This window comes from Brevibacillus sp. BD137 (genome assembly GCF_041644655.1).
Taxonomy (GTDB): Bacteria; Bacillota; Bacilli; order Brevibacillales; family Brevibacillaceae; genus Brevibacillus; species Brevibacillus brevis_D.
In genome coordinates this window covers 183,446-203,494 of the sequence record NZ_JAOTNO010000003.1, presented here as the reverse complement: position 1 = coordinate 203,494, position 20,049 = coordinate 183,446, and the positions used below count along the sequence as shown (strand labels likewise).

The 20,049-nt window shown below is 49.1% G+C and carries 16 protein-coding genes; all 16 read left to right on the top strand.

What is annotated here, in order from left to right; all coding sequences use genetic code 11:
• The first annotated feature begins 9 nt into the window (after positions 1 to 9).
• The 16 genes from speB to icmF all read left to right on the top strand — a co-directional run bounded on the left by speB (position 10) and on the right by icmF (position 19,825).
• Positions 10 to 879 (top strand): agmatinase, encoded by an 870-nt coding sequence (gene speB / locus ODZ53_RS07635; protein WP_017252411.1) that lies wholly within the window; start codon positions 10 to 12, stop codon positions 877 to 879.
• Positions 880 to 1,058: 179 nt separating this feature from the next.
• Complete coding sequence (locus tag ODZ53_RS07630) at positions 1,059 to 2,303, top strand: MFS transporter (protein WP_372676522.1); 1,245 nt, start codon at positions 1,059 to 1,061, stop codon at positions 2,301 to 2,303.
• Positions 2,304 to 2,358: 55 nt separating this feature from the next.
• Complete coding sequence (locus ODZ53_RS07625) at positions 2,359 to 2,772, top strand: YwiB family protein (protein WP_372676521.1); 414 nt, start codon at positions 2,359 to 2,361, stop codon at positions 2,770 to 2,772.
• A 74-nt stretch (positions 2,773 to 2,846) separates the two neighbouring features.
• A complete protein-coding gene (locus tag ODZ53_RS07620) occupies positions 2,847 to 3,239 on the top strand; it encodes a hypothetical protein (protein ID WP_015893672.1) in 393 nt (130 codons plus the stop codon).
• A 77-nt stretch (positions 3,240 to 3,316) separates the two neighbouring features.
• The gene (locus tag ODZ53_RS07615) at positions 3,317 to 4,735 is read left to right on the top strand and encodes a sigma-54 interaction domain-containing protein (protein ID WP_234125826.1); all 1,419 of its coding nucleotides are present in this window, start codon (positions 3,317 to 3,319) and stop codon (positions 4,733 to 4,735) included.
• A gap of 164 nt (positions 4,736 to 4,899) precedes the next feature.
• Positions 4,900 to 6,264: a lysine 2,3-aminomutase gene (gene kamA / locus ODZ53_RS07610; protein ID WP_015893670.1), complete on the top strand. Its 1,365-nt coding sequence runs from the start codon at positions 4,900 to 4,902 to the stop codon at positions 6,262 to 6,264.
• A gap of 264 nt (positions 6,265 to 6,528) precedes the next feature.
• On the top strand, positions 6,529 to 8,604 hold the full coding sequence (locus ODZ53_RS07605; RefSeq protein ID WP_372676520.1) for a heterodisulfide reductase-related iron-sulfur binding cluster: 2,076 nt from the start codon (positions 6,529 to 6,531) through the stop codon (positions 8,602 to 8,604).
• Between the two features lie 115 nt (positions 8,605 to 8,719).
• Positions 8,720 to 9,259, top strand: coding sequence for a sigma-70 family RNA polymerase sigma factor (locus tag ODZ53_RS07600; protein WP_372676519.1), 540 nt, complete (start codon positions 8,720 to 8,722; stop codon positions 9,257 to 9,259).
• Complete coding sequence (locus ODZ53_RS07595) at positions 9,256 to 10,398, top strand: DUF4864 domain-containing protein (protein ID WP_372676518.1); 1,143 nt, start codon at positions 9,256 to 9,258, stop codon at positions 10,396 to 10,398. The genes ODZ53_RS07600 and ODZ53_RS07595 overlap by 4 nt, the downstream gene beginning before the upstream one ends.
• A 55-nt stretch (positions 10,399 to 10,453) precedes the next feature.
• Entirely contained in the window at positions 10,454 to 11,038 is a 585-nt protein-coding gene (locus ODZ53_RS07590) for a hypothetical protein (protein ID WP_372676517.1), read from the top strand.
• Positions 11,039 to 11,253: 215 nt separating this feature from the next.
• A complete protein-coding gene (locus tag ODZ53_RS07585) occupies positions 11,254 to 12,432 on the top strand; it encodes an acetyl-CoA C-acetyltransferase (RefSeq protein ID WP_372676516.1) in 1,179 nt (392 codons plus the stop codon).
• Positions 12,433 to 12,447: 15 nt separating this feature from the next.
• The gene (locus tag ODZ53_RS07580; protein WP_015893666.1) at positions 12,448 to 13,299 is read left to right on the top strand and encodes a 3-hydroxybutyryl-CoA dehydrogenase; all 852 of its coding nucleotides are present in this window, start codon (positions 12,448 to 12,450) and stop codon (positions 13,297 to 13,299) included.
• Between the two features lie 30 nt (positions 13,300 to 13,329).
• Positions 13,330 to 14,472 (top strand): acyl-CoA dehydrogenase, encoded by a 1,143-nt coding sequence (locus ODZ53_RS07575; RefSeq protein WP_173604523.1) that lies wholly within the window; start codon positions 13,330 to 13,332, stop codon positions 14,470 to 14,472.
• Positions 14,473 to 14,507: 35 nt separating this feature from the next.
• The gene (locus tag ODZ53_RS07570) at positions 14,508 to 15,650 is read left to right on the top strand and encodes an acyl-CoA dehydrogenase (protein ID WP_015893664.1); all 1,143 of its coding nucleotides are present in this window, start codon (positions 14,508 to 14,510) and stop codon (positions 15,648 to 15,650) included.
• A 169-nt stretch (positions 15,651 to 15,819) separates the two neighbouring features.
• On the top strand, positions 15,820 to 16,452 hold the full coding sequence (locus ODZ53_RS07565; RefSeq protein ID WP_007725542.1) for a TetR/AcrR family transcriptional regulator: 633 nt from the start codon (positions 15,820 to 15,822) through the stop codon (positions 16,450 to 16,452).
• Between the two features lie 121 nt (positions 16,453 to 16,573).
• Positions 16,574 to 19,825 (top strand): fused isobutyryl-CoA mutase/GTPase IcmF, encoded by a 3,252-nt coding sequence (icmF, locus tag ODZ53_RS07560; protein ID WP_372676515.1) that lies wholly within the window; start codon positions 16,574 to 16,576, stop codon positions 19,823 to 19,825.
• Positions 19,826 to 20,049 lie beyond the last annotated feature (224 nt).

Genomic DNA, 20,049 nt, shown 5'->3' with positions numbered 1-20,049 from the left:
ACTACACCTATGCGTTTTGACGAAGCATACTCTGGAAATGTCTTTATCCGTAGTCACGGGAATTACGAAGAAAGCCAAGCGGTTATTTACGGTATGCCGATGGACTGGACAGTGAGCTTCCGTCCGGGATCTCGTTTTGGCCCTGCCCGTATTCGTGAGGTTTCTATCGGACTGGAAGAGTACAGCCCGTACTTGGACAGGCTGTTGGAAGACATCAAATACTTTGATGCTGGCGATATTCCACTTCCTTTTGGAAACGTGGAAGGTAGTCTGGACGCGATCCGTACATTCGTGGCAAAAGTATTGGCAGATGGCAAATTCCCATTGGGTCTTGGTGGAGAGCACTTGGTTTCCTGGCCAGTATTCCAAGCGGTTTATGAAAAGTACAAGGACATGGTCGTATTCCACTTTGACGCGCATACAGACCTGCGTGACAACTACGAGGGATACGAATACTCCCACTCCACCCCGATCAAAAAGGTATGCAACCTGATCGGTGGTAAAAATGTATACTCTTTCGGAATCCGCAGCGGGATGAAGGACGAGTTTGAGTGGGCAAAAGAAAACATGCACCTGTACAAATACGATGTACTGGAGCCAGTGAAGCAAGTGCTGCCTACCATCGGCAACCGTCCGATCTACCTGTCGATCGACATCGATGTATTGGACCCTGCGCACGCTCCAGGAACAGGCACAACAGAAGCAGGTGGCATCACGTCTCGTGAGCTGCTCGATACCATTCACTTCATGGCAAACAACGGTGCGAATGTCATCGGTTGTGACCTGGTGGAGGTTGCTCCTGTGTATGACCACAGTGAAATGACGCAAATCGCGGCGTCCAAAATCGTTCGCGAGCTGCTCTTGAGCTTTGTAAAATAAGATATCTGCGTAAAAAGCCTCCGGTTTTGAAAAAGAACCGGGGGCTTTTTCTATTGGTGAGAGAGGTTGAATCAAATTAATAAACATTTTAGTTTACAAAGTATAAAATAGTCAGTACAATCATAATAGTGAGATGATTGAAAAGTCGACGGAGGTTTTCTTACAAAGGAGTTGTCTGCATGAGAGAGGTATTTGCCTACGCACCATTTCGAAAGCTGTTCTTTTCCAATTTGTTCTCCGGTTTTGGGCAAGGCATGACGATGATCGGGATTGCCTGGTTCCTCGTGGAAACGACAGGCTCTGCTCAACTTTTGGGCTCCACGATGTTTACTTCTGCGGTACTGATGTTTTTTATTGGGCCGTATATCGGGACGCTCATCGATCGTTACTCCCGCAAGAAAATGCTTCTAATCGAAAACTTGATTGGATTTGGCGTACTTGGCCTGCTCGCGATCTGGGGCTTTTTCGGAGAGTACACCGAGTGGATGCTGATTGTTATCTATTTGACGACGACCTTTATGTACCAAATTCATTACCCGACGCAGTCCGCGTTGGTTCAGGAGACATTTGAGCCCAAGCACTACAATAGCATCAATAGTCTGCTCGAGATCGAAGGACAGACAGCATCCGTTCTTGCTGGCGCGTTTGCGGGGATTTTGCTGAGCTCCTACGGGCTGCATGTGGTGATTATTTTCAATGCGATTACGTACTTGTTCGCCTTTACCTTGCTGTCTACCATGACGTATACCTTCACACTGGAAAAAGAAGCGAAGCAAAACCAGGGTGTCGCGTGGACGGTGCAGCTGATGGAAAGCTGGCGGTACATTCGGCAAAAGAAAGGATTTCTTCTGTTTGGTATATCCGCACTTATGCCCTTCATTGCTGTTATGGCGACGAACTTATTGAAGCCGGTTTACATAAGCCAAACGTTGCAGGCGGGTGTCTCGGTTTATTCGCTAGGAGAGGTCACGTATGCACTAGGTGCTGTGGCGGCAGGTTTACTCGTTGCGATCGTCGTACGCAAGATGGGGCAGCTGGCAGCCATGATCGGCAATACGTTGCTATTCGCGATTGCCATTGTCGCCATGATTGCTTTGCCGTATGGCTGGGCGCTGATTGCGACGTACACGTTTTACGGGTGGAGTAACGCTTCTGTGCGATTGATTCGGCAATCGCTCTATATGACAGTTGTGCCGAAGCATCAGATGGGGCGGGTGATGAGCTTTTTTAACTCCATCGGTATGATGATGCGTCTGGTCCTGATCGGTTTGTTTACGGTGATGATCGATTACACGGGGGCAGGAGTCGGATACTTGGTGTTGGCGGGTCTGCTGTTGCTTGCGGCGATCGGGATTGCTGCTACCATGAGATTCCTGCTGGCGGATGCCAAAGCGGAGGCGGCGGTTGCCACAGAAGAGCGATGAAGGGTAGAATGTAGGGATAAAAGGGAAGCGAAAGAAAGTGGAGTGTGGAAGTAGCATGCAAGACATACAAGTGAAATTGACGGCACGGCATCATGTCGAAGGCAACTGGGAAGAAACGACCTACAGCTATGAAGGCAAGCGCGTACAAAAAGCATCCGCGTGGTACCTGACCTACAAAGAGCAGATGGAAGACGTTGGCGAAGTAAGCACGACACTGAAGCTGACAGATACGTCTATTACGCTGGTCCGTCAGGGTGGTGTTTCAACCAGGCAGCAATTCGAAAAAGGAGCCAGCACCCATTCTACCTATCAAAGTCCCTATGGCCCGTTCGCAATGGAGACGCATACGAACAAGCTGCGAATTCGCTACGAGGCAGAGGTTCCTGTACAGGTAGAAATCGCGTACCAGCTATGGATGAATGAGCAGTACGCTGGTGAGCATGAGCTGAAAATAGAGCTAGGAAAATAAGCCGCCCTTTGCAAGGGCGGTTTTTTGCACGTACAATAGGAGTACTTGCGGCTGAAGTGAGAGGGGGATACAGCATGTTTGTACTCACAAATGGACTAATAGCCGGTCTGGGTCTTGCTGCTTTTTTGGCGCTCGGGGATGGTTTGTTTGATACCAATACCTTTCCCGTTTTAATTGATGTCAGCTATGTACCGGGCATGGAAAACCTGCCCTCTATTGTAGAACTATTGATTCATCTGCTGATTAGTGTGATCGTCGCCTTTTTTCTCATGCACTTTTACCCGTGGGAACGAAAGGCCCGATCGGTACGATACTTGCTGTATTGGATGCTCGGTTTTTCTGTCGCGTTTTTCCCATTTAGTGTGTTAAGTAAATCCCCGATCAGTATGACAGCGTTCCTCATTTGGATATTGGGACATTTACTGTATACCGCTATGCTTGCCATTCAGGTAGGGCGTAATCGATAATAGCGTAAAAGTGCCGAATATTCGGCGAAGTGATGATTTTTTGGCAGCATGGATGGAAGGAAGGAGTGAAAGCCAGGATGCCGTTGTCAGATACGGTAGAAATGTTGCAGGCGATCTTGGGTGCTATCGATGAAGGAATTCACGTTGTGGACGCAAATGGCATTACGATTTTCTACAATCATGTCGCAGCCAAGCTCGATGGGTTGACCTCAGAAGAGGTGTTGGGAAAGCCATTGTTGGAGGTTTTTCCTTCACTTGATCGACAGTCGAGTACTCTGCTTCGTGTTATCGATAGTGGCGAATCAATCTACAACCAGACACAGACATATAAGAATTGGAAGGGAATGCGTGTAGAAACAATCAACACGACACTTCCGGTGAGAGTAGGCAAACGGTTAGTCGGTGCAGTCGAGGTGGCGAAGGATATCGGCAAGCTAAAAGAACTGTCGGAGCGCTTGGTTGATCTTCAGGCCAAAATTAGCAAGCCGAAACGGACAAAACGCACGGTAGATGAAACGACTTTCCATTTCGAAGATATTTTGACGATGAGTGAAAAAATGAAACGCCTCAAAGAACGCGCTCGAAAAGCTGCCCGGACAAGTTCTCCTGTGTTGATATACGGCGAAACCGGGACGGGAAAAGAACTGTTTGTCCAATCTATTCACCACGCATCTGTCCGCAGTAGTAAGCCATTCATCGCGCAAAACTGTGCCGCGCTTCCGGCCGCACTGCTCGAAAGCTTGCTGTTTGGCACGACAAAAGGAAGCTTCACGGGAGCCGATGATCGCCCAGGGTTATTCGAGCTGGCGGACGGTGGTACGCTATTTCTGGATGAACTAAACAGTATGCCGCTCGATTTGCAAGCAAAGCTGCTACGAGTCCTCCAGGACGGTCAGATCAGACGGATCGGTGGGAGCCATTCGACCAAAGTGGACGTACGGGTAATCGCCGCAGTCAACGAAGCACCGCAGTCACTCGTGGAACGAGGGGTCATGCGAACCGACCTATACTATCGGATCAACGTCGTCTCTTTTGAACTGCCTCCATTGCGAGAGCGCAGAGAAGATGTGGATATGCTGATCGATCATTTCTTGGAAAAGTTCAACCAGATCTTCGGTATGAATGTGCGTGGAATCAGCAGTGAAGTGGCTAGTTTGTTTGCTGCGTATGAGTGGCCGGGGAATGTCCGTGAACTGGAGCATGTCATAGAAGCAGCCATGAATATGGTGGAGTCGGACATGATTTTGTTGGATCATCTTCCGGCTCATTTGCTGGAACGCTCGCAGTCTGAGAAAAAGGAAGCGCCAATCTCGGCTCAACTTCTACCCAAGGAAGGCTGTACGCTGCCTGAAATTTTGCGTGAGGTAGAGGAAAAGGTGATCAAAGAGGCGATGCAGCAAACGGACGGCAATGTACTTCGCGCCGCCAAGCTCCTGGGCATCCCAAGACAGACGCTGCAATACAAGCTCTCGCAGCGGATGATCCCTCCCTGTTGAGTGCCGAAAATTCGGCAGACTCGCGAAGGATCAAATGGATAAGAAGCGCTCACAAAACGCTCTATTCCTTATTTTCTAAATCTTTTGATTTGTTGGCATGGCACTTGCATCTCTTGTTGATTGAGTGAAGCGAAGAGGTTCACCATAAGACGAGAGGAGACGGGATGCACATGACAGTAGCGACAAAACGCGATTGGCGTTCGATAGAACTTTGGAAGGATGTCACGGACGAGCAATGGAATGACTGGATGTGGCAGCTTACGCACACCATTAAGACGGTCGATGATTTGAAGCAGGTAATCAACCTGACACCAGAAGAGGAAGAGGGCGTACGTATTTCTACGCAAACGATTCCACTCAACATTACACCGTACTATGCTCATCTGATGGATCCAGACGATCCAAGCGATCCGGTTCGCATGCAGTCTGTACCTTTGTCCTCTGAGATGGTTCGTACCAAATACGACATGGAAGACCCACTCCACGAGGATACCGATTCTCCTGTACCTGGTCTGACGCATCGTTATCCAGATCGCGTGCTTTTCCTGGTGACGAACCAATGCTCCATGTATTGCCGTTACTGTACGCGTCGTCGCTTTTCCGGCCAGATCGGCATGGGCGTGCCAAAGAAACAGTTGGATGCCTGTATCGATTATATTCGCTCAAGACCAGAAGTCCGCGATGTACTGCTCTCCGGTGGAGACGGTCTGTTGATCAATGACCGCGTACTGGAGTACATCATCAGCAGCCTTCGCGATATCCCGCATGTTGAAATTATTCGGATCGGAACGCGTGCACCTGTTGTATTCCCGCAACGCATTACCGAAAACCTGTGCAATATCCTGAAAAAATACCATCCGGTTTGGCTTAATACACACTTCAACCATCCAAAAGAAATTACACCGGAAGCAAAGCTGGCTTGCGAGATGCTCGCCAATGCTGGTGTTCCGCTCGGCAACCAGGCAGTTATTTTGGCCGGTATCAACGATTGCGCGAATACAATGAAAAAGCTGGTGCAGGACCTGGTGAAAATTCGCGTTCGCCCGTATTACATCTATCAATGCGACCTGTCAGAGGGAATCGGACACTTCCGCGCACCTGTCAGCAAAGGTATCGAAATCATTGAGCACCTGCGCGGCCATACTTCCGGCTATGCAGTTCCGACCTTTGTAGTAGACGCTCCACACGGCGGCGGGAAAATTCCTGTCAGCCCGAATTACATCATTTCGCAAGCGTCCGATAAAGTCGTCCTGCGTAATTTTGAAGGCGTTATCACGTCCTATCCGGAGCCGAAGCAATACCACGAGCATGATGAAGAAAACTGCGAATACTGTAAGGCTGCAAAAGGCAAAGCAGTTGGTATCGCAGCACTCATGCAAGATGAGGTAGACAATCTGGAGCCGACTGATCTGCCGCGCAACAAGCGTATCAAAGCAACCAAGGTCAAATCACTCGCGGACGTACGCTCGGAGCAAAAGTCCAAGAAAGAGCACACCACTGCCGAGACCAAGGAAGCTTCAGGAAAATAAGCAGGATCAACAGCTACCCGTATAAAGGTAGCTGTTTTTTTCGTAAGAATATTTCCAACTCTTCGAAGAGGATGGATGATTCGCAACTTGTGTGTTAAGATCGAGTTGTACCCATTATGAGCGGTCGCTCAGTATCGTTTCATTTTTCGAAAAAAATAAACAGACTGACTGAATACTCATTCATTTATTTCCATGATTCTGATAAGATAGAAAAAACGATTTCCACGTCCAAAGACAAACTCGCAATAGAGGGGAGTAGAAAACATGCTGGCACTTATTAATTTGATCGCCTTTTTCCTGGTTCTCGCTTACGGGCTTTATTTAGCCGGACATGTCGTGTACAGCAGATACTTGTTTATCAAGCTGGGGAAAAAGCCGGATGTGAAAAATGACTTTGGGGCACGCATCAATCTGATGCTGGACAACGTCATTTTCCACAAGAAGCTGCTGAAGGACAAGAAGAGCGGTGTGATGCACGTCGTGATGTTTTACGGTTTTATCACCCTGCAATTCGGAGCCATCGAGCTGATTATCAAAGGGCTTTCGAAAGGCTACGAGCTTCCTTTTGGCAGCGCTCACAAATACTTCTCTGTCATGCAGGAGATCACCACGTTTCTCATTTTGGCTGCGGTCGGCTACGCTTTTTACCGCCGCTATATCGAAAAGCTCAAGCGTCTGAAGCGCGGCTTCAAGTCAGGGATTGTTCTTTTGCTGATTTCCTCTCTGATGGCGACTGTCTTGCTCTCGCTCGCTTTTGAACAAATTTGGCTCAGACATGAGCCATCGGCGTTCGCTCCGATCTCTTCTGTTTTTGCGATCGTTTTATCTGCCATTGGAGTAGGGACAACGGGTGCAGTGGTAGGCTTTTACGTTTTCTGGTGGCTGCATCTGATCATCTTGCTCGGCTTCGCGGTGTATGTACCGCAGTCCAAGCACGCGCATTTGCTGTTTGCGCCTGTCAACGTGTGGTTCAAAAAGCTGGACCCGCCAGGCAAGCTGACCAGCATTAACTTCGAGGACGAGACGCAGGAAGAATTCGGTGTCGGCAAAATCGAGGATTTTACACAAACGCAGCTCATCGACCTGTATGCTTGTGTGGAGTGCGGTCGCTGCACAAATATGTGCCCGGCCTCTGGAACGGGAAAAATGCTCTCCCCGATGGATCTGATTACGAAAATGCGCGACCATTTGACTGAAAAAGGCGCGTCGGTGACATCGCGTACGCCATGGATGCCGAGCTTCGCTTTTTCGCAGACGACGGCCAACCAGATTGCGTTCCAAGCATCTGAAGTAGCGGCGACGGCGGAAGGTGCAACTGCGGTCTATGAGAAAAGCTTGATCGGCGATGTCATTACCGAGCAGGAGCTGTGGGCTTGTACGACCTGTCGCAACTGCGAAGACCAATGCCCGGTAATGAATGAGCATGTCGATAAAATCATCGATATGCGCCGCTATTTGGTTATGACGGAAGGCAGCATGCCAGCAGAAGCGCAGCGCGCCTTGAACAATATCGAGCGTCAGGGCAACCCGTGGGGAATCAACCGCAAAGACCGGACGAAATGGATTGAAGGTCTGAACGGTGAGTACGAGGTGCCAACTGTGAAGCAGGTCGAGGAATTCGAGTACTTGTTCTGGGTAGGCTCGATGGGATCGTTTGACTTGCGCAGCCAAAAAATTTCGCAGGCATTCGTGAAGCTCATGCACGAAGCAGGTGTGAAGTTCGCCATTTTGGGTAACGAGGAAAAGAACTCTGGGGATACGGCTCGCCGTATTGGTAACGAATTCTTGTTCCAGCAGCTCGCTCAAGAAAATATCGCCCTGTTTGAAGCGTATGAAGTCAAAAAAATCGTCACCTGCGACCCGCATGCATTCAATACGTTTAAGAACGAATATCCAGAATTCGGGTTGAAGGCAGAGGTGTACCACCACTCTGAGCTGTTGGCGGAGTGGGTGAAGGAAGGCAAATTGAAGCCAACCAAGGAAGTCAAGGAACGCATCACCTACCACGATTCCTGCTACTTGGGCCGCTACAACGAAATTTACGACAAGCCACGCGTGATCCTCGAAGCCATCCCTGGCGTAGAGGTGGTCGAAATGAAGCGCAGCGGCTGCGACAGTATGTGCTGCGGCGCAGGCGGCGGCTTGATGTGGATGGAGGAACATGAGGGCTCTCGTGTCAACGTCACACGTACGGAGCAAGCTCTGGAGGTCAACCCGACGGAAATCGCCAGTGCATGCCCATACTGCCTGACGATGATGAACGATGGAATCAAGACCAAAGAGCAGGAAGATCACGTCAAAACACGCGACGTCGCGGAAATTCTCGCAGACGCCATCTAGGTTCATACCATGCGCAAGTCTCGGTGCTAATCAAGCGACGAGGCTTGCGCATTATTTTTTTGCAAAAAAACTGTAAGATAATGGAGCCAGCTGAATCAAAAAGAGTGGGAAGGGAGTGAGGAAGCTGGAGCTTACAGAGAAAAGCTTAACCAAAACAAAGGAAGCATTATTTGATGAATTGATCCGGCACTACTTGAAAAAGGTGCTGCGCCTCGTGTATTTGATGGTCAAGGACCGCAGTCTTGCTGAGGATATTACCCAGGAAGTGTTCCTGTTAGCTTACAAAAATTTGGGCAAATTCCGCCAAGAGAGCTCGATGCAAACATGGGTGTACCGAATCGCCGTCAACGAAGCGAAAAAGCATCTACGCTCGTGGTCGTTCCGCCACTTGTTTTTCAAATCGGAAGTAGACATAGAGGTAGTCGAGGGGGCAGAGTCGGCTGTTTTGCAAAATGATCTTCGCGCCCGTTTTGCCCGTCTGGTCATGGAGCTGCCGAACAGCTATCGCCAGCTGATTGTTCTCCACTACTACGAGGAGTTGTCCGTAGAGGAGATTGCGGTCATTTTGGAAATGACTACAGGAGCGGTCTACACAAAAATGCACCGTGCTCGTCAAAAGCTCAAAGCGCTGATGGAAACGGAGGGGATCGAATGAACCTGGACAAATTTCTGGCGGAGTTCAAGGAAACGGCAGATCAGACTCTTCTGCGTGAAATAAATGATACGTCAAAGCTGGAGGAGCAGATTCGGATAAGTATCAAGGATAAACGCAAAAAAAGGTTTCAATTCACCTACCCGCTCGGTGCTGCGGTTGTTGCAGCTATACTTGTAATTGGCGCTACCCCTTACTGGTTGCAAAAGGAAAGTACGAGTGCAGTCCCTGTGAAGGAAACGCCTGTCCGGCCAAGTATGAATCAAAACCCCGCTCCCAATTCAGATGCTCGTGCTTTAGACGATCAGAAGATTAAGGAAACAGCAGAGGAGATTTTCGGAATCTTGCATGTTGGCATGACACAAGATCAGGTCAGAGAAAAGTTGCGGTTTCCTCATATCGTTATTGACGATTATGGTGGAAGCGGGGACGATTACTCGAATGAATACTGGGGGTACAATATTTTCGCAAAAGAAGGATACCAGAGAAAAGAGAACTGGGTATTGGAAGAGACAGAAGGGTTGCTGAATAGGGACTTGGGGTTGGAACTGTTGATTTTTTGGAGGGATAAAAAGGTCAATGGCTATGGCTTGAGCTATGTTCAAGGTAAAGAGATTCATAGCTTTGGCTTAAACAGATCCGGGACCTATTCTGAAAGCATCTCGAAAGGGACCTCAAATTCCAATGAAGAGTACAACGATACACCGGACCCCTCGACCATATTCGATTTAAAAGACGATGAAAAGGAGCAGCGTTATTTTGCTTATATGGAAATGGAAGAGAAAACGGATGAGTTATGGCGTGGGCTGTCTCCGATTGATATTTTGAAGCTTTACGTGCAAGCACAGAGAGATGATGAGCTTGAAATCATGTACGCTTTGCATAACGACGATGTTAGAGCCGAAAAGCCTACACTTGAGCAGTATTTGGAAGAGGTGAAGAAAGATCCGGTTGGAGCAAGAAATCGTGCGAGACATTTAGCCAAACTGCTTGAACATGGAAGCAACATGTCGGTTGAGAACATCTCTGACAAGGAAGCGGTTGTCTGGATTTCGTTAAAGGACAACAGTGAGAGGTTCGGCTATCGCATGGAGAAAAACAAAAAGGGAATCTGGAAAGTCGGTTGGAGAGCTTTGCAATAATAGAGGCTAGATGTGTTGTGAAGTCACTTAAAAGGACAATAGGAGTGGAATACTGTTGAAACGAATCACAGGGATCACCTTTGCGGTTGCAACAGGCTTAATCGTCGGAGGTTGCTACTCCTCGAGTGCAGCTACCGAGCCTACACAGCTGCCAGCTATAGAGCAAAAACAAGCGGAAGCAGAGCCTAAAGTCATTCTCGATGAAAAATTTCTGAAGTCTCTTGAAAAGAACGAAATAAACGGCTTTCCCATCGCAATCGGCATGAAAAAAGAAGAGGTCATTTCCCTTTATGGAAAAGTGACCAAAGAAGACTTTTGGAATGGTGGGATCTATCACGATTTTGAAAAGCTGAAAGGCGGATCTGTTCTTTTTGACGGAAAGGATCGTGTATACGGGATCGAGTTAGCTGCGCAACATCTGAGCGAAATAAATCTGGGATCGATCATCAAGAAAGTGGGCAAACCTTCAGAGCAAGGGTGGAGCGATCTCAGGGAGGAGTATGTTATTTATTATGAAGCGGCAGATAACCTCGTCTATATTCATGCAGCGGACGAGAAGCTTCCTGCAGGAAAAGTCAGAAATGCAGACAGAATCTTAATCATCAACAAAAAAATGTACGATGAAGCACCTCCAGAGTAAACGTAAAAAAGCCAGTAAGCAAGCTTGCCAACGATAGTTGAATAAATGGGCTCCAGGAAGTCAATCAAAACTCGACTTTTTGGACGCCTTCTTTTTTTCATTATAGATTGACTATTCGTACGGAAGACGGCAAAATAAAAGTATGCAAAATGAACGAACGCTCGATCAATTTAGTTTTTATTGATGTGAAACATCATCCGAATGGAGGGCATTCGATGAAAACGGTCATTGTAGGGGCAGCGCGTACCCCTTTTGGTAAGTTTGGTGGGTCTTTGAAAGCGCTATCGGCAGTAGAGCTCGGCTCCATCGTAATCAAGGAAGCGGTAGAGCGCGCTGGTATTTCCGGCGATCAGGTGGACGAAGTGATCATGGGTATGGTCTTGCAGGCAGGTGCGGGTCAGGTGCCCTCACGCCAGGCAGCTCGCAAAGCTGGTTTGCCGTGGAATGTAGCGAGTGAGACGATCAACAAAGTATGCGCGTCCGGGATGCGTGCAGTGACGATGGGGGACCAAATCATTCGGGCCGGGGACGGAGAAATCATCGTCGCTGGCGGCATGGAAAGCATGAGCAACGCACCGTATGCACTGCCAGATGCACGTAACGGAATGCGGATGGGAGATTCGACCGTACGTGATCTCATGATGTACGACGGCCTCACTTGCCCGTTTCATCAAGTGGCTATGGCTGTTCACGGCAGCAATGTGGCGGAAGAGAACGGGATTACGCGAGAAGAGCAGGATGCTTGGGCGCTGCGCAGCCAGCAGAGAGCCGCACAAGCGATGGAAAAAGGACTTTTTGCCGACGAGCTTGTCTCGGTTTCCATTCCGCAAAGAAAAGGGGAGCCGCTGCAAGTAACCGTCGATGAAGGACCACGTCCGGATACCACCGAGGAAGGATTGGCGAAGCTGCCACCCGTGTACAAAAAGGACGGAACAATTACGGCAGGTAATGCACCGGGAATCAACGACGGAGCGGCAGCAATGGTGCTGATGTCAGAAACGAAAGCACAACAGCTGGGCATCAAACCGCTTGCGACGATACTGGGACACGCCGCGGTCGGCGCAGAGGCTCCTTATATCGCGACAACTCCGGGGCTTGCGATCAACAAGCTCTTGGAAAAGACAGGTGTCTCGCTTTCGGAGATCGATCTATTTGAGGTAAACGAAGCATTTGCCGCGGTAATTTTGACCAGTGGCAAAATCGTTGGCTGGGACGCAGAGAAAGTGAATGTAAACGGGGGAGCGATTGCGTTCGGACACCCGATTGGCGCGAGTGGCGCTCGGATCATTATGCACCTCGCCTATGAATTGAAAAGACGAGGCGGCGGCTTAGGGATCGCGGCAATTTGCAGCGGTGCCGCACAGGGTGACGCCATCTTGATTAAAGTAGACTAAGGGAGGCCTTTTTGCATGAACGTACAAACGATTATGGTCATCGGGGCAGGACAAATGGGCAGCGGGATTGCCCAAGTAGCGGCGCAGGCTGGCTTTCGCGTTTTTCTGAACGACGTCCAGCAAGCATTTGTAGAGCGCGGTCTGGCCACGATTACGAAAAACTTGTCGCGCAACGTGGAAAAAGGCAAGCTCAGCGAAGCAGAAAAGGAAGCGATTCTCGGCCGTTTAACACTGTCTACTGATCTGGCAGATGCGTCTGAAGCAGATTTTGTGGTAGAAGCGGTGACAGAAAACATGGCGGTCAAAACGCAAATCTTTTCCAAGCTGGATGAAGTATGTCCGCCGCATACGGTGCTCGCGAGCAATACATCCTCGCTGCCGATTACTGAGATTGCGGCAGTTACAAAGCGGCCGGAAAAAGTAATCGGGATGCATTTCATGAACCCCGTTCCAGTGATGAAGCTGGTTGAGATCATCCGCGGGCTGCAAACATCCGATGAGGTCTATCAGCTGACAGAAGATTTGTCCAAACAAATGAGCAAGGTACCCGTGAGCGTCAACGATTTCCCAGGTTTTGTGTCCAATCGGGTACTGATGCCAATGTTGAATGAAGCGATTTATTGCGTGTACGAAGGAGTTGCAACACCGGAAGCGATCGATGAAGTGATGAAGCTGGGCATGAACCATCCGATGGGGCCGCTTCAACTGGCTGATTTCATCGGGCTGGATACTTGCCTCTACATTATGGAAGTACTGCACGAAGGGTTCGGTGATTCGAAATACCGCCCATGCCCATTGCTGCGCAAGTACGTAAAAGCAGGATGGCTAGGCAAAAAATCCGGTCGTGGTTTCTACGTGTACAGCTAACCGAAGATTTCGCAGAAAGGTAGGACGGACATGGATTTCCGATTGAACGAAGAGCAAGAGATGATGCGCCGCATGGTACGAGACTTTGCCCAGAAAGAGATCGCACCATTCGTTCCGGTGATGGAGGAGACGGACCAGTTCCCACGTCAGATCCTCAAAAAGATGGGCGAAATGGGGCTCATGGGCATTCCGATTGCCGAAGAGTGGGGAGGAGCGGGAGCGGACTTTATTTCCTACATTTTGGCCATTCACGAGATTTCCAAAGTGAGTGCGACAGTAGGTGTCATTTTGTCCGTGCATACCTCTGTCGGGACGAACCCGATTCTCTACTTCGGTACCGAGGAGCAAAAACGCAAATACGTGACCAAGCTTGCGAGTGGGGAATACCTCGGAGCTTTTGCCTTGACTGAGCCGCATGCAGGTTCTGATGCGAGCAGTATCCGAACCACAGCCGTGAAAAAAGGCGATGAATACATCCTGAACGGAAACAAGGTGTTCATTACGAACGGCGGGGAGGCTGATACCTATATCACCTTTGCCGTTACTGACTCGACAAAAGGACCCAAGGGAATATCGGCCTTTATCGTAGACAAGGATACACCGGGCTTCACGGTTGGGAAAAAGGAAAAGAAGATGGGACTTCACGGTTCCTATACAACAGAGCTTGTATTCGACAATGCCCGTGTACCGGCTGCCAACCTGCTTGGACAGGAAGGGGAAGGCTTCTGTATCGCAATGGCGAATCTGGATTCCGGTCGTATCGGGATTGCTGCACAAGCGCTTGGTATTTGCGAAGCTGCAGTCCAATACGCGACAGAGTACGCGCAGGAACGCAAGCAGTTCGGACAATCGATTGCCAAGCAGCAAGCCATCGCTTTCAAGCTGGCTGACATGGCGACGAAAGCAGAAGTAGCCCGATTGCTGGTATACCGAGCGGCGTGGTTGCGCAGTCAAGGAATTGCTTGTGGAATGGAAGCCTCGATGGCAAAACGCTTTGCCACTGACTCCGCGATGGAGCTCGCCACAGAAGCCGTACAAATCTTTGGCGGCTACGGCTACACCAGAGAATATCCGGTTGAGCGTCTATTCCGGGATGCGAAAGTAACGCAAATTTATGAGGGCACCAACGAAATTCAGCGAATCGTTATCGCCAAGCATTTGCTTGCTGATTAATAGAAAAATGAAAAGCACGTGGGGGAGTGAGCCATATGAATTTCCAACTGACGGAAGAACATGACATGATGCGCAAAATGATTCGCGACTTTGCAGAGAATCAAGTAGCTCCGACAGCAGCCGAGCGCGATGAAGAAGAGTGCTTTGATCGTTCCATTTTTGAGCAAATGGCTGAGCTTGGACTGACAGGGATTCCTTGGCCGGAGCAATACGGCGGAGCAGGTGCAGATTACCTGAGCTACGTCATTGCAGTGGAAGAACTCTCCCGTGTGGATGCCTCCATCGGTGTAACACTGTCTGCACATGTTTCCTTGGCGAGCTGGCCGATTTACAAATTCGGGACAGAGGAGCAAAAGCAAACGTTTTTGCGTCCATTAGCAGAAGGCAAGAAGATGGGCGCGTACTGTTTGACCGAAGCGGGGTCTGGCTCTGATTCTGCTGGAATGCGCACGACAGCCGTACGCGATGGCGATCACTACATTTTAAATGGCACCAAAATCTTCATTACCAATGCAGGTGAAGCAGAAATCTACATCGTATTTGCGGTCACTCAACCAGAATTGAATCATAAGGGCATCACGGCTTTTATCGTTGAAAAAGGCATGGATGGCTTCACGATGGGGAAAAAGGAGAAAAAGCTGGGTATCCGTTCCTCGCCAACACTTGCGGTTAACTTTGAAGATGTGCGCGTGCCGGTAGAAAATAGACTGGGCGAAGAAGGCCAAGGGTTCAAGATTGCGATGATGACGTTGGACGGTGGAAGAAACGGTATCGCCGCTCAAGCATTGGGAATTGCACAAGGGGCGTACGAGCATGCACGGAATTATGCCAAAGAACGCAGTCAGTTCGGCAAACCAATCGCTTCCTTGCAGGCAATCCAGTTCAAGCTGGCAGACATGGCAACGAAAATCGAGGCATCCCGTTTGCTCACTTACCAAGCAGCGTGGCTGGAGGATCAAGGTCTACCATATGGCAAAGCATCTGCGATGTCCAAAGTATTTGCAGGAGATACAGCAATGGAAGTGACAACCGAGGCTGTTCAAGTTTTCGGAGGTTACGGCTACACCCGGGAATATCCTGTGGAGCGCTTTATGCGTGATGCCAAAATTACACAAATCTATGAAGGAACAAATGAAATCCAACGTGTCGTGATCAGCAATTTCCTGCTAAAAGAGTAGGAAGCTGTCCCGTCTTCCAACACGATGACACACATAGAAAAGAAAAGTTTGGCTTTGTGCTCTTACTCGCGTATAATGATCTGCGATGATACAAAAGTAGAGTGTTTGCGCCTTCTTTTCTATGAGGCGTCTGACCAAACGCTCAGTCGGTTGGAAAGGTGGATTTGGAGTGTCTGACAAGAGAAAAACGATACCGTCCCTGGTAAAGGACCCAAAACTGATCGAAAGAAGACGAGAGCAGATTATTGAGGCAGCCGTTCATCTCTTCATTAATAAAGGTTTTCATAAAACGACGACAAGGGAGATTGCCCGGGCGTCTGGATTTAGTATTGGTACGTTGTACGAGTATATCGAGTCAAAAGAAGACGTTCTCTATCTTGTTTGCGATGCCATTCATGCGGAGATGGAGACGCGCTTGCGTGAAGCTATCAACTTCAACGGAACAGGCTTGAAAACATTAAAGGTAGCACTAAAAAGTTTGATCCGCGTAATGGATCAGATGAGCGACCGCGTTTTGCTTATTTATCAGGAAGCCAAATCATTGCCAAAAGAAACACTCCGCTACGTATTAGGGCGTGAAGAAGCCATTTCGCATATTTTCGTCGAAATCCTGGAAAAAGGGATTGCCGATGGTTCGTTGCGCATTGACGAAAAGAACGTCAAGCTGATGGCAGACAACATCATGGTGCTGGGTGAAATGTGGGTCTTCCGCCGCTGGGCATTGAAAAAGCACTATACCATTGAGGAGTACACAGAGAAGCAAATTGCCCTGTTGCTTCGCGAAATCAGTGTCTCCGATTAAGAAGAGAGTTTGAAAAGTCTGGAAAACATAGGGTGCCAAGCATACTTCGCGTCTACTGCGCCTTGATCTGCTTGGCCCTGTTTTTCCTCCTTTTTAAACGTATAAAAAGGAGAGTGGAACGATGGAAACGGAAGTGTATCGTCCGCAAAACAAGGTACGCTTTGTGACCGCAGCCAGTCTGTATGATGGTCACGATGCCTCGATTAATATCATGCGCCGTATTTTACAATCGTCGGGAGTAGAGGTTATCCATCTCGGACACAACCGCTCTGTTGACGATATTGTAACAGCCGCTGTCCAGGAGGATGTGCAAGGGATTGCCATTAGTTCCTACCAAGGCGGTCATGTGGAGTATTTCAAATACGTAATTGATCTATTACGCGAGCGGGGAGCAGAGCATATCCGTGTTTTTGGTGGCGGTGGCGGCGTTATCGTTCCACGCGAGATAAGGGAATTGGAAGAGTACGGAGTCTGTAAAATTTACTCGCCAGATGACGGCAGACGATTGGGCTTACAGGGCATGATCAACGACATGATCAGACGTAGCGACTTCCCAACCGTTAAGCAGCTGGAGGAAGAAGTAGCAGGCTTGCGCGAGCAAAACCATCAGGCGATTGCCCGGCTTATTTCCGTTGCGGAGTATGCAGTGGACCAGCCTGTATGGACAGAACCTCTCCGAGAAAGCTTAGTGGAAGCTGATTCAACCATACCGGTATTAGGGATTACAGGTACGGGTGGTGCAGGAAAAAGCTCATTAACTGATGAGCTTGTTCGTCGATTTATTCGCGTTTATCCCGAGAAGACGGTTGCGATCTTGTCCGTCGATCCATCCAAGCAAAAATCAGGTGGAGCGTTACTTGGCGACCGCATCCGTATGAATGCCAATTCGACACCGCGTGTTTACATGCGCAGTCTCGCTACCCGCAAATCAGGCATGGAGCTGTCTGCTGCATTACAAGACGCAATTCAAGTAACGCGTTCTGCCCATTTTGATCTGATTATTGTGGAAACCAGCGGGATTGGTCAGGGGGATGCGCAGGTCACAGAAGTGTGCGACGTCTCCATGTACGTCATGACCAGTGAATTCGGGGCACCATCTCAGCTGGAAAAGATTGATATGCTCGACTTCGCTGATGTGATCGCGATCAACAAATTTGAGCGCAAAGGCTCAGAGGACGCTCTCCGCGAGGTTCGCAAGCAATATCGACGCAATCATCAGCTTTTTGAGCTACCGGATGAGAAGGTTCCTGTGTATGGTACGATTGCGAGCCAATTCAACGATCCGGGAACGAATGTGTTGTTTGCTGCCCTGATGCATCGAATTGTAGAAAAGACTGGCGTTGACTGGTCTGTAGAGCATTTGGATACGACTCCTGTAAAGATTCATAAAACTTCGTTGATTCCGACAGAGAGAATCAATTATTTGCAGGACATTGCCAACACCGTCCGCCAATACCGTGCCTATGCCGAAGAGCAGTCGTTGATTGCCCGCAAGCTGTTCCAATTGCAGGGTGCAAAGGAGACCGTACTTGCCTCTGGAGATTCTGCAGCTGCCGAGCTGGTGGCGGTACTCGATAAACAAATCGTTCTCTTTGAAGAAAAGCTGCATCCAGAGTGCCGACGTATTCTGGAGAATTGGCCCAAGCTTAAGGAAGCGTATCGGAAGGATCAATTCGTCACGAAAATTCGCGACAAGGAATTGGTTACCCAGCTGTTCAGCGTATCTTTGTCCGGTACACGCATTTCAAAAGTAGCTGTCCCTGATTACGAGGATTGGGGCGAAATTTTAAAGTGGTCGTTAAAAGAAAATGTCCCAGGGGAGTTCCCGTATACCGCAGGAGTATTTCCGTTTAAACGCGAGGGAGAAGATCCCAAGCGACAATTTGCGGGCGAAGGTACTCCAGAGCGGACGAACAGACGCTTTCACTTCCTGTCTCAAAATGATGAAGCGAAGCGACTCAGTACGGCTTTTGACTCGGTAACGCTGTATGGTGAGGACCCTGACTATCGCCCGGATATTTACGGAAAAATCGGTACGAGTGGGGTCAGCATTTGCACCTTGGATGACATGAAAAAGCTGTACGCCGGCTTTGACCTTTGTGCACCTAGCACCTCTGTGTCCATGACGATCAACGGTCCTGCGCCCATGATTTTGGCCATGTTCATGAATACGGCGATTGAGCAGCAGCTGGATGCTTTTGTCCAAAAAGAAGGGCGTCAGCCTACCGAGGACGAAGCGAAGCAGATCAGAGCGTACACGCTGTCGACTGTTCGTGGAACCGTTCAGGCAGATATTTTGAAAGAAGATCAGGGGCAAAACACGTGCATCTTCTCGACAGAATTTGCCTTGCGGATGATGGGGGATATCCAGCAGTATTTTATCGACCAGAAAGTGCGGAACTACTACTCCGTGTCCATTTCTGGCTACCATATTGCGGAAGCGGGGGCGAATCCGATTACGCAGCTTGCGTTTACGCTGTCTAACGGATTTACCTATGTCGAGTACTATTTGAGCCGCGGTATGAACATCGATGACTTTGCGCCGAACCTGTCCTTCTTCTTCTCCAATGGTCTCGATCCGGAATACACCGTGATTGGACGTGTGGCTCGCCGTATTTGGGCAACGGTGATGAAAAATCGTTATGGTGCAAATGACCGCAGCCAAAAGCTGAAGTACCACATCCAGACATCTGGACGTTCCTTGCACGCGCAGGAGATGGATTTCAACGACATCAGAACGACCCTGCAGGCCTTGATTGCTATTTACGACAACTGTAATTCTCTCCATACGAATGCATACGACGAAGCGATTACGACCCCAACAGAGAACTCTGTGCGGCGTGCGATGGCAATTCAGATGATCATAAACAAGGAAATGGGCCTCGCAAAAAATGAGAACCCGCTTCAAGGGGCATTCATCATCGACGAGTTGACTGATCTGGTAGAAGAGGCAGTTATGCAAGAGTTTGAGCGGATCAGTTCTCGCGGAGGCGTGCTGGGGGCGATGGAGACTCAATACCAGCGCGGCAAAATTCAAGACGAGTCCATGTATTACGAGATGAAAAAGCATACGGGTGAGCTTCCAATTATTGGGGTAAACACCTTTATCAACCCGAATGCATCCGAGGACGATTACGAGATTGAACTGGCTCGTGCGACCGAAGAGGAAAAAGAACAGCAAATCATAAATCTCCGTGCATTCCAGGAGCGCCACAAGGATATGTCTGCGGCTGCATTGCGGCGCTTGCAGGAAGTGGCTATGGCGGGAGAGAACATCTTTGCCGAGCTGATGGAGACGGTAAAAGTAGCATCGCTTGGACAAATCAGTGCTGCCCTGTATGAAGTGGGCGGCCAATACCGCAGAAATATGTAAGACAAATCCCTCGGTAGCGATTGCCGAGGGATGTCTTTGGTTTTGATGTCGACAAGAATTAGGCGGCCCCCGTTTGAAAGCCTTGCATTTTCGTCTAAAATAAGGAATACTGTATGATAGCCTTCTTATGTTGTACGATGTACAATCAAAGAAATCGATATCATTTATGAATGACTTATACAAGCCTGCGTCCCCCGAACAGGGCACCGGGTCAGTATTCAAAT

Excerpts from the sequence above, each read along its gene's own strand:
- speB (WP_017252411.1), top strand. The coding sequence starts at position 10 with ATGCGTTTTGACGAAGCATACTCTGGAAATGTCTTTATCCGTAGTCAC.
- ODZ53_RS07630 (WP_372676522.1), top strand. The coding sequence starts at position 1,059 with ATGAGAGAGGTATTTGCCTACGCACCATTTCGAAAGCTGTTCTTTTCC.
- ODZ53_RS07625 (WP_372676521.1), top strand. The coding sequence starts at position 2,359 with ATGCAAGACATACAAGTGAAATTGACGGCACGGCATCATGTCGAAGGC.
- ODZ53_RS07620 (WP_015893672.1), top strand. The coding sequence starts at position 2,847 with ATGTTTGTACTCACAAATGGACTAATAGCCGGTCTGGGTCTTGCTGCT.
- ODZ53_RS07615 (WP_234125826.1), top strand. The coding sequence starts at position 3,317 with ATGCCGTTGTCAGATACGGTAGAAATGTTGCAGGCGATCTTGGGTGCT.
- kamA (WP_015893670.1), top strand. The coding sequence starts at position 4,900 with ATGCACATGACAGTAGCGACAAAACGCGATTGGCGTTCGATAGAACTT.
- ODZ53_RS07605 (WP_372676520.1), top strand. The coding sequence starts at position 6,529 with ATGCTGGCACTTATTAATTTGATCGCCTTTTTCCTGGTTCTCGCTTAC.
- ODZ53_RS07595 (WP_372676518.1), top strand. The coding sequence starts at position 9,256 with ATGAACCTGGACAAATTTCTGGCGGAGTTCAAGGAAACGGCAGATCAG.
- ODZ53_RS07585 (WP_372676516.1), top strand. The coding sequence starts at position 11,254 with ATGAAAACGGTCATTGTAGGGGCAGCGCGTACCCCTTTTGGTAAGTTT.
- ODZ53_RS07580 (WP_015893666.1), top strand. The coding sequence starts at position 12,448 with ATGAACGTACAAACGATTATGGTCATCGGGGCAGGACAAATGGGCAGC.
- ODZ53_RS07575 (WP_173604523.1), top strand. The coding sequence starts at position 13,330 with ATGGATTTCCGATTGAACGAAGAGCAAGAGATGATGCGCCGCATGGTA.
- ODZ53_RS07570 (WP_015893664.1), top strand. The coding sequence starts at position 14,508 with ATGAATTTCCAACTGACGGAAGAACATGACATGATGCGCAAAATGATT.
- icmF (WP_372676515.1), top strand. The coding sequence starts at position 16,574 with ATGGAAACGGAAGTGTATCGTCCGCAAAACAAGGTACGCTTTGTGACC.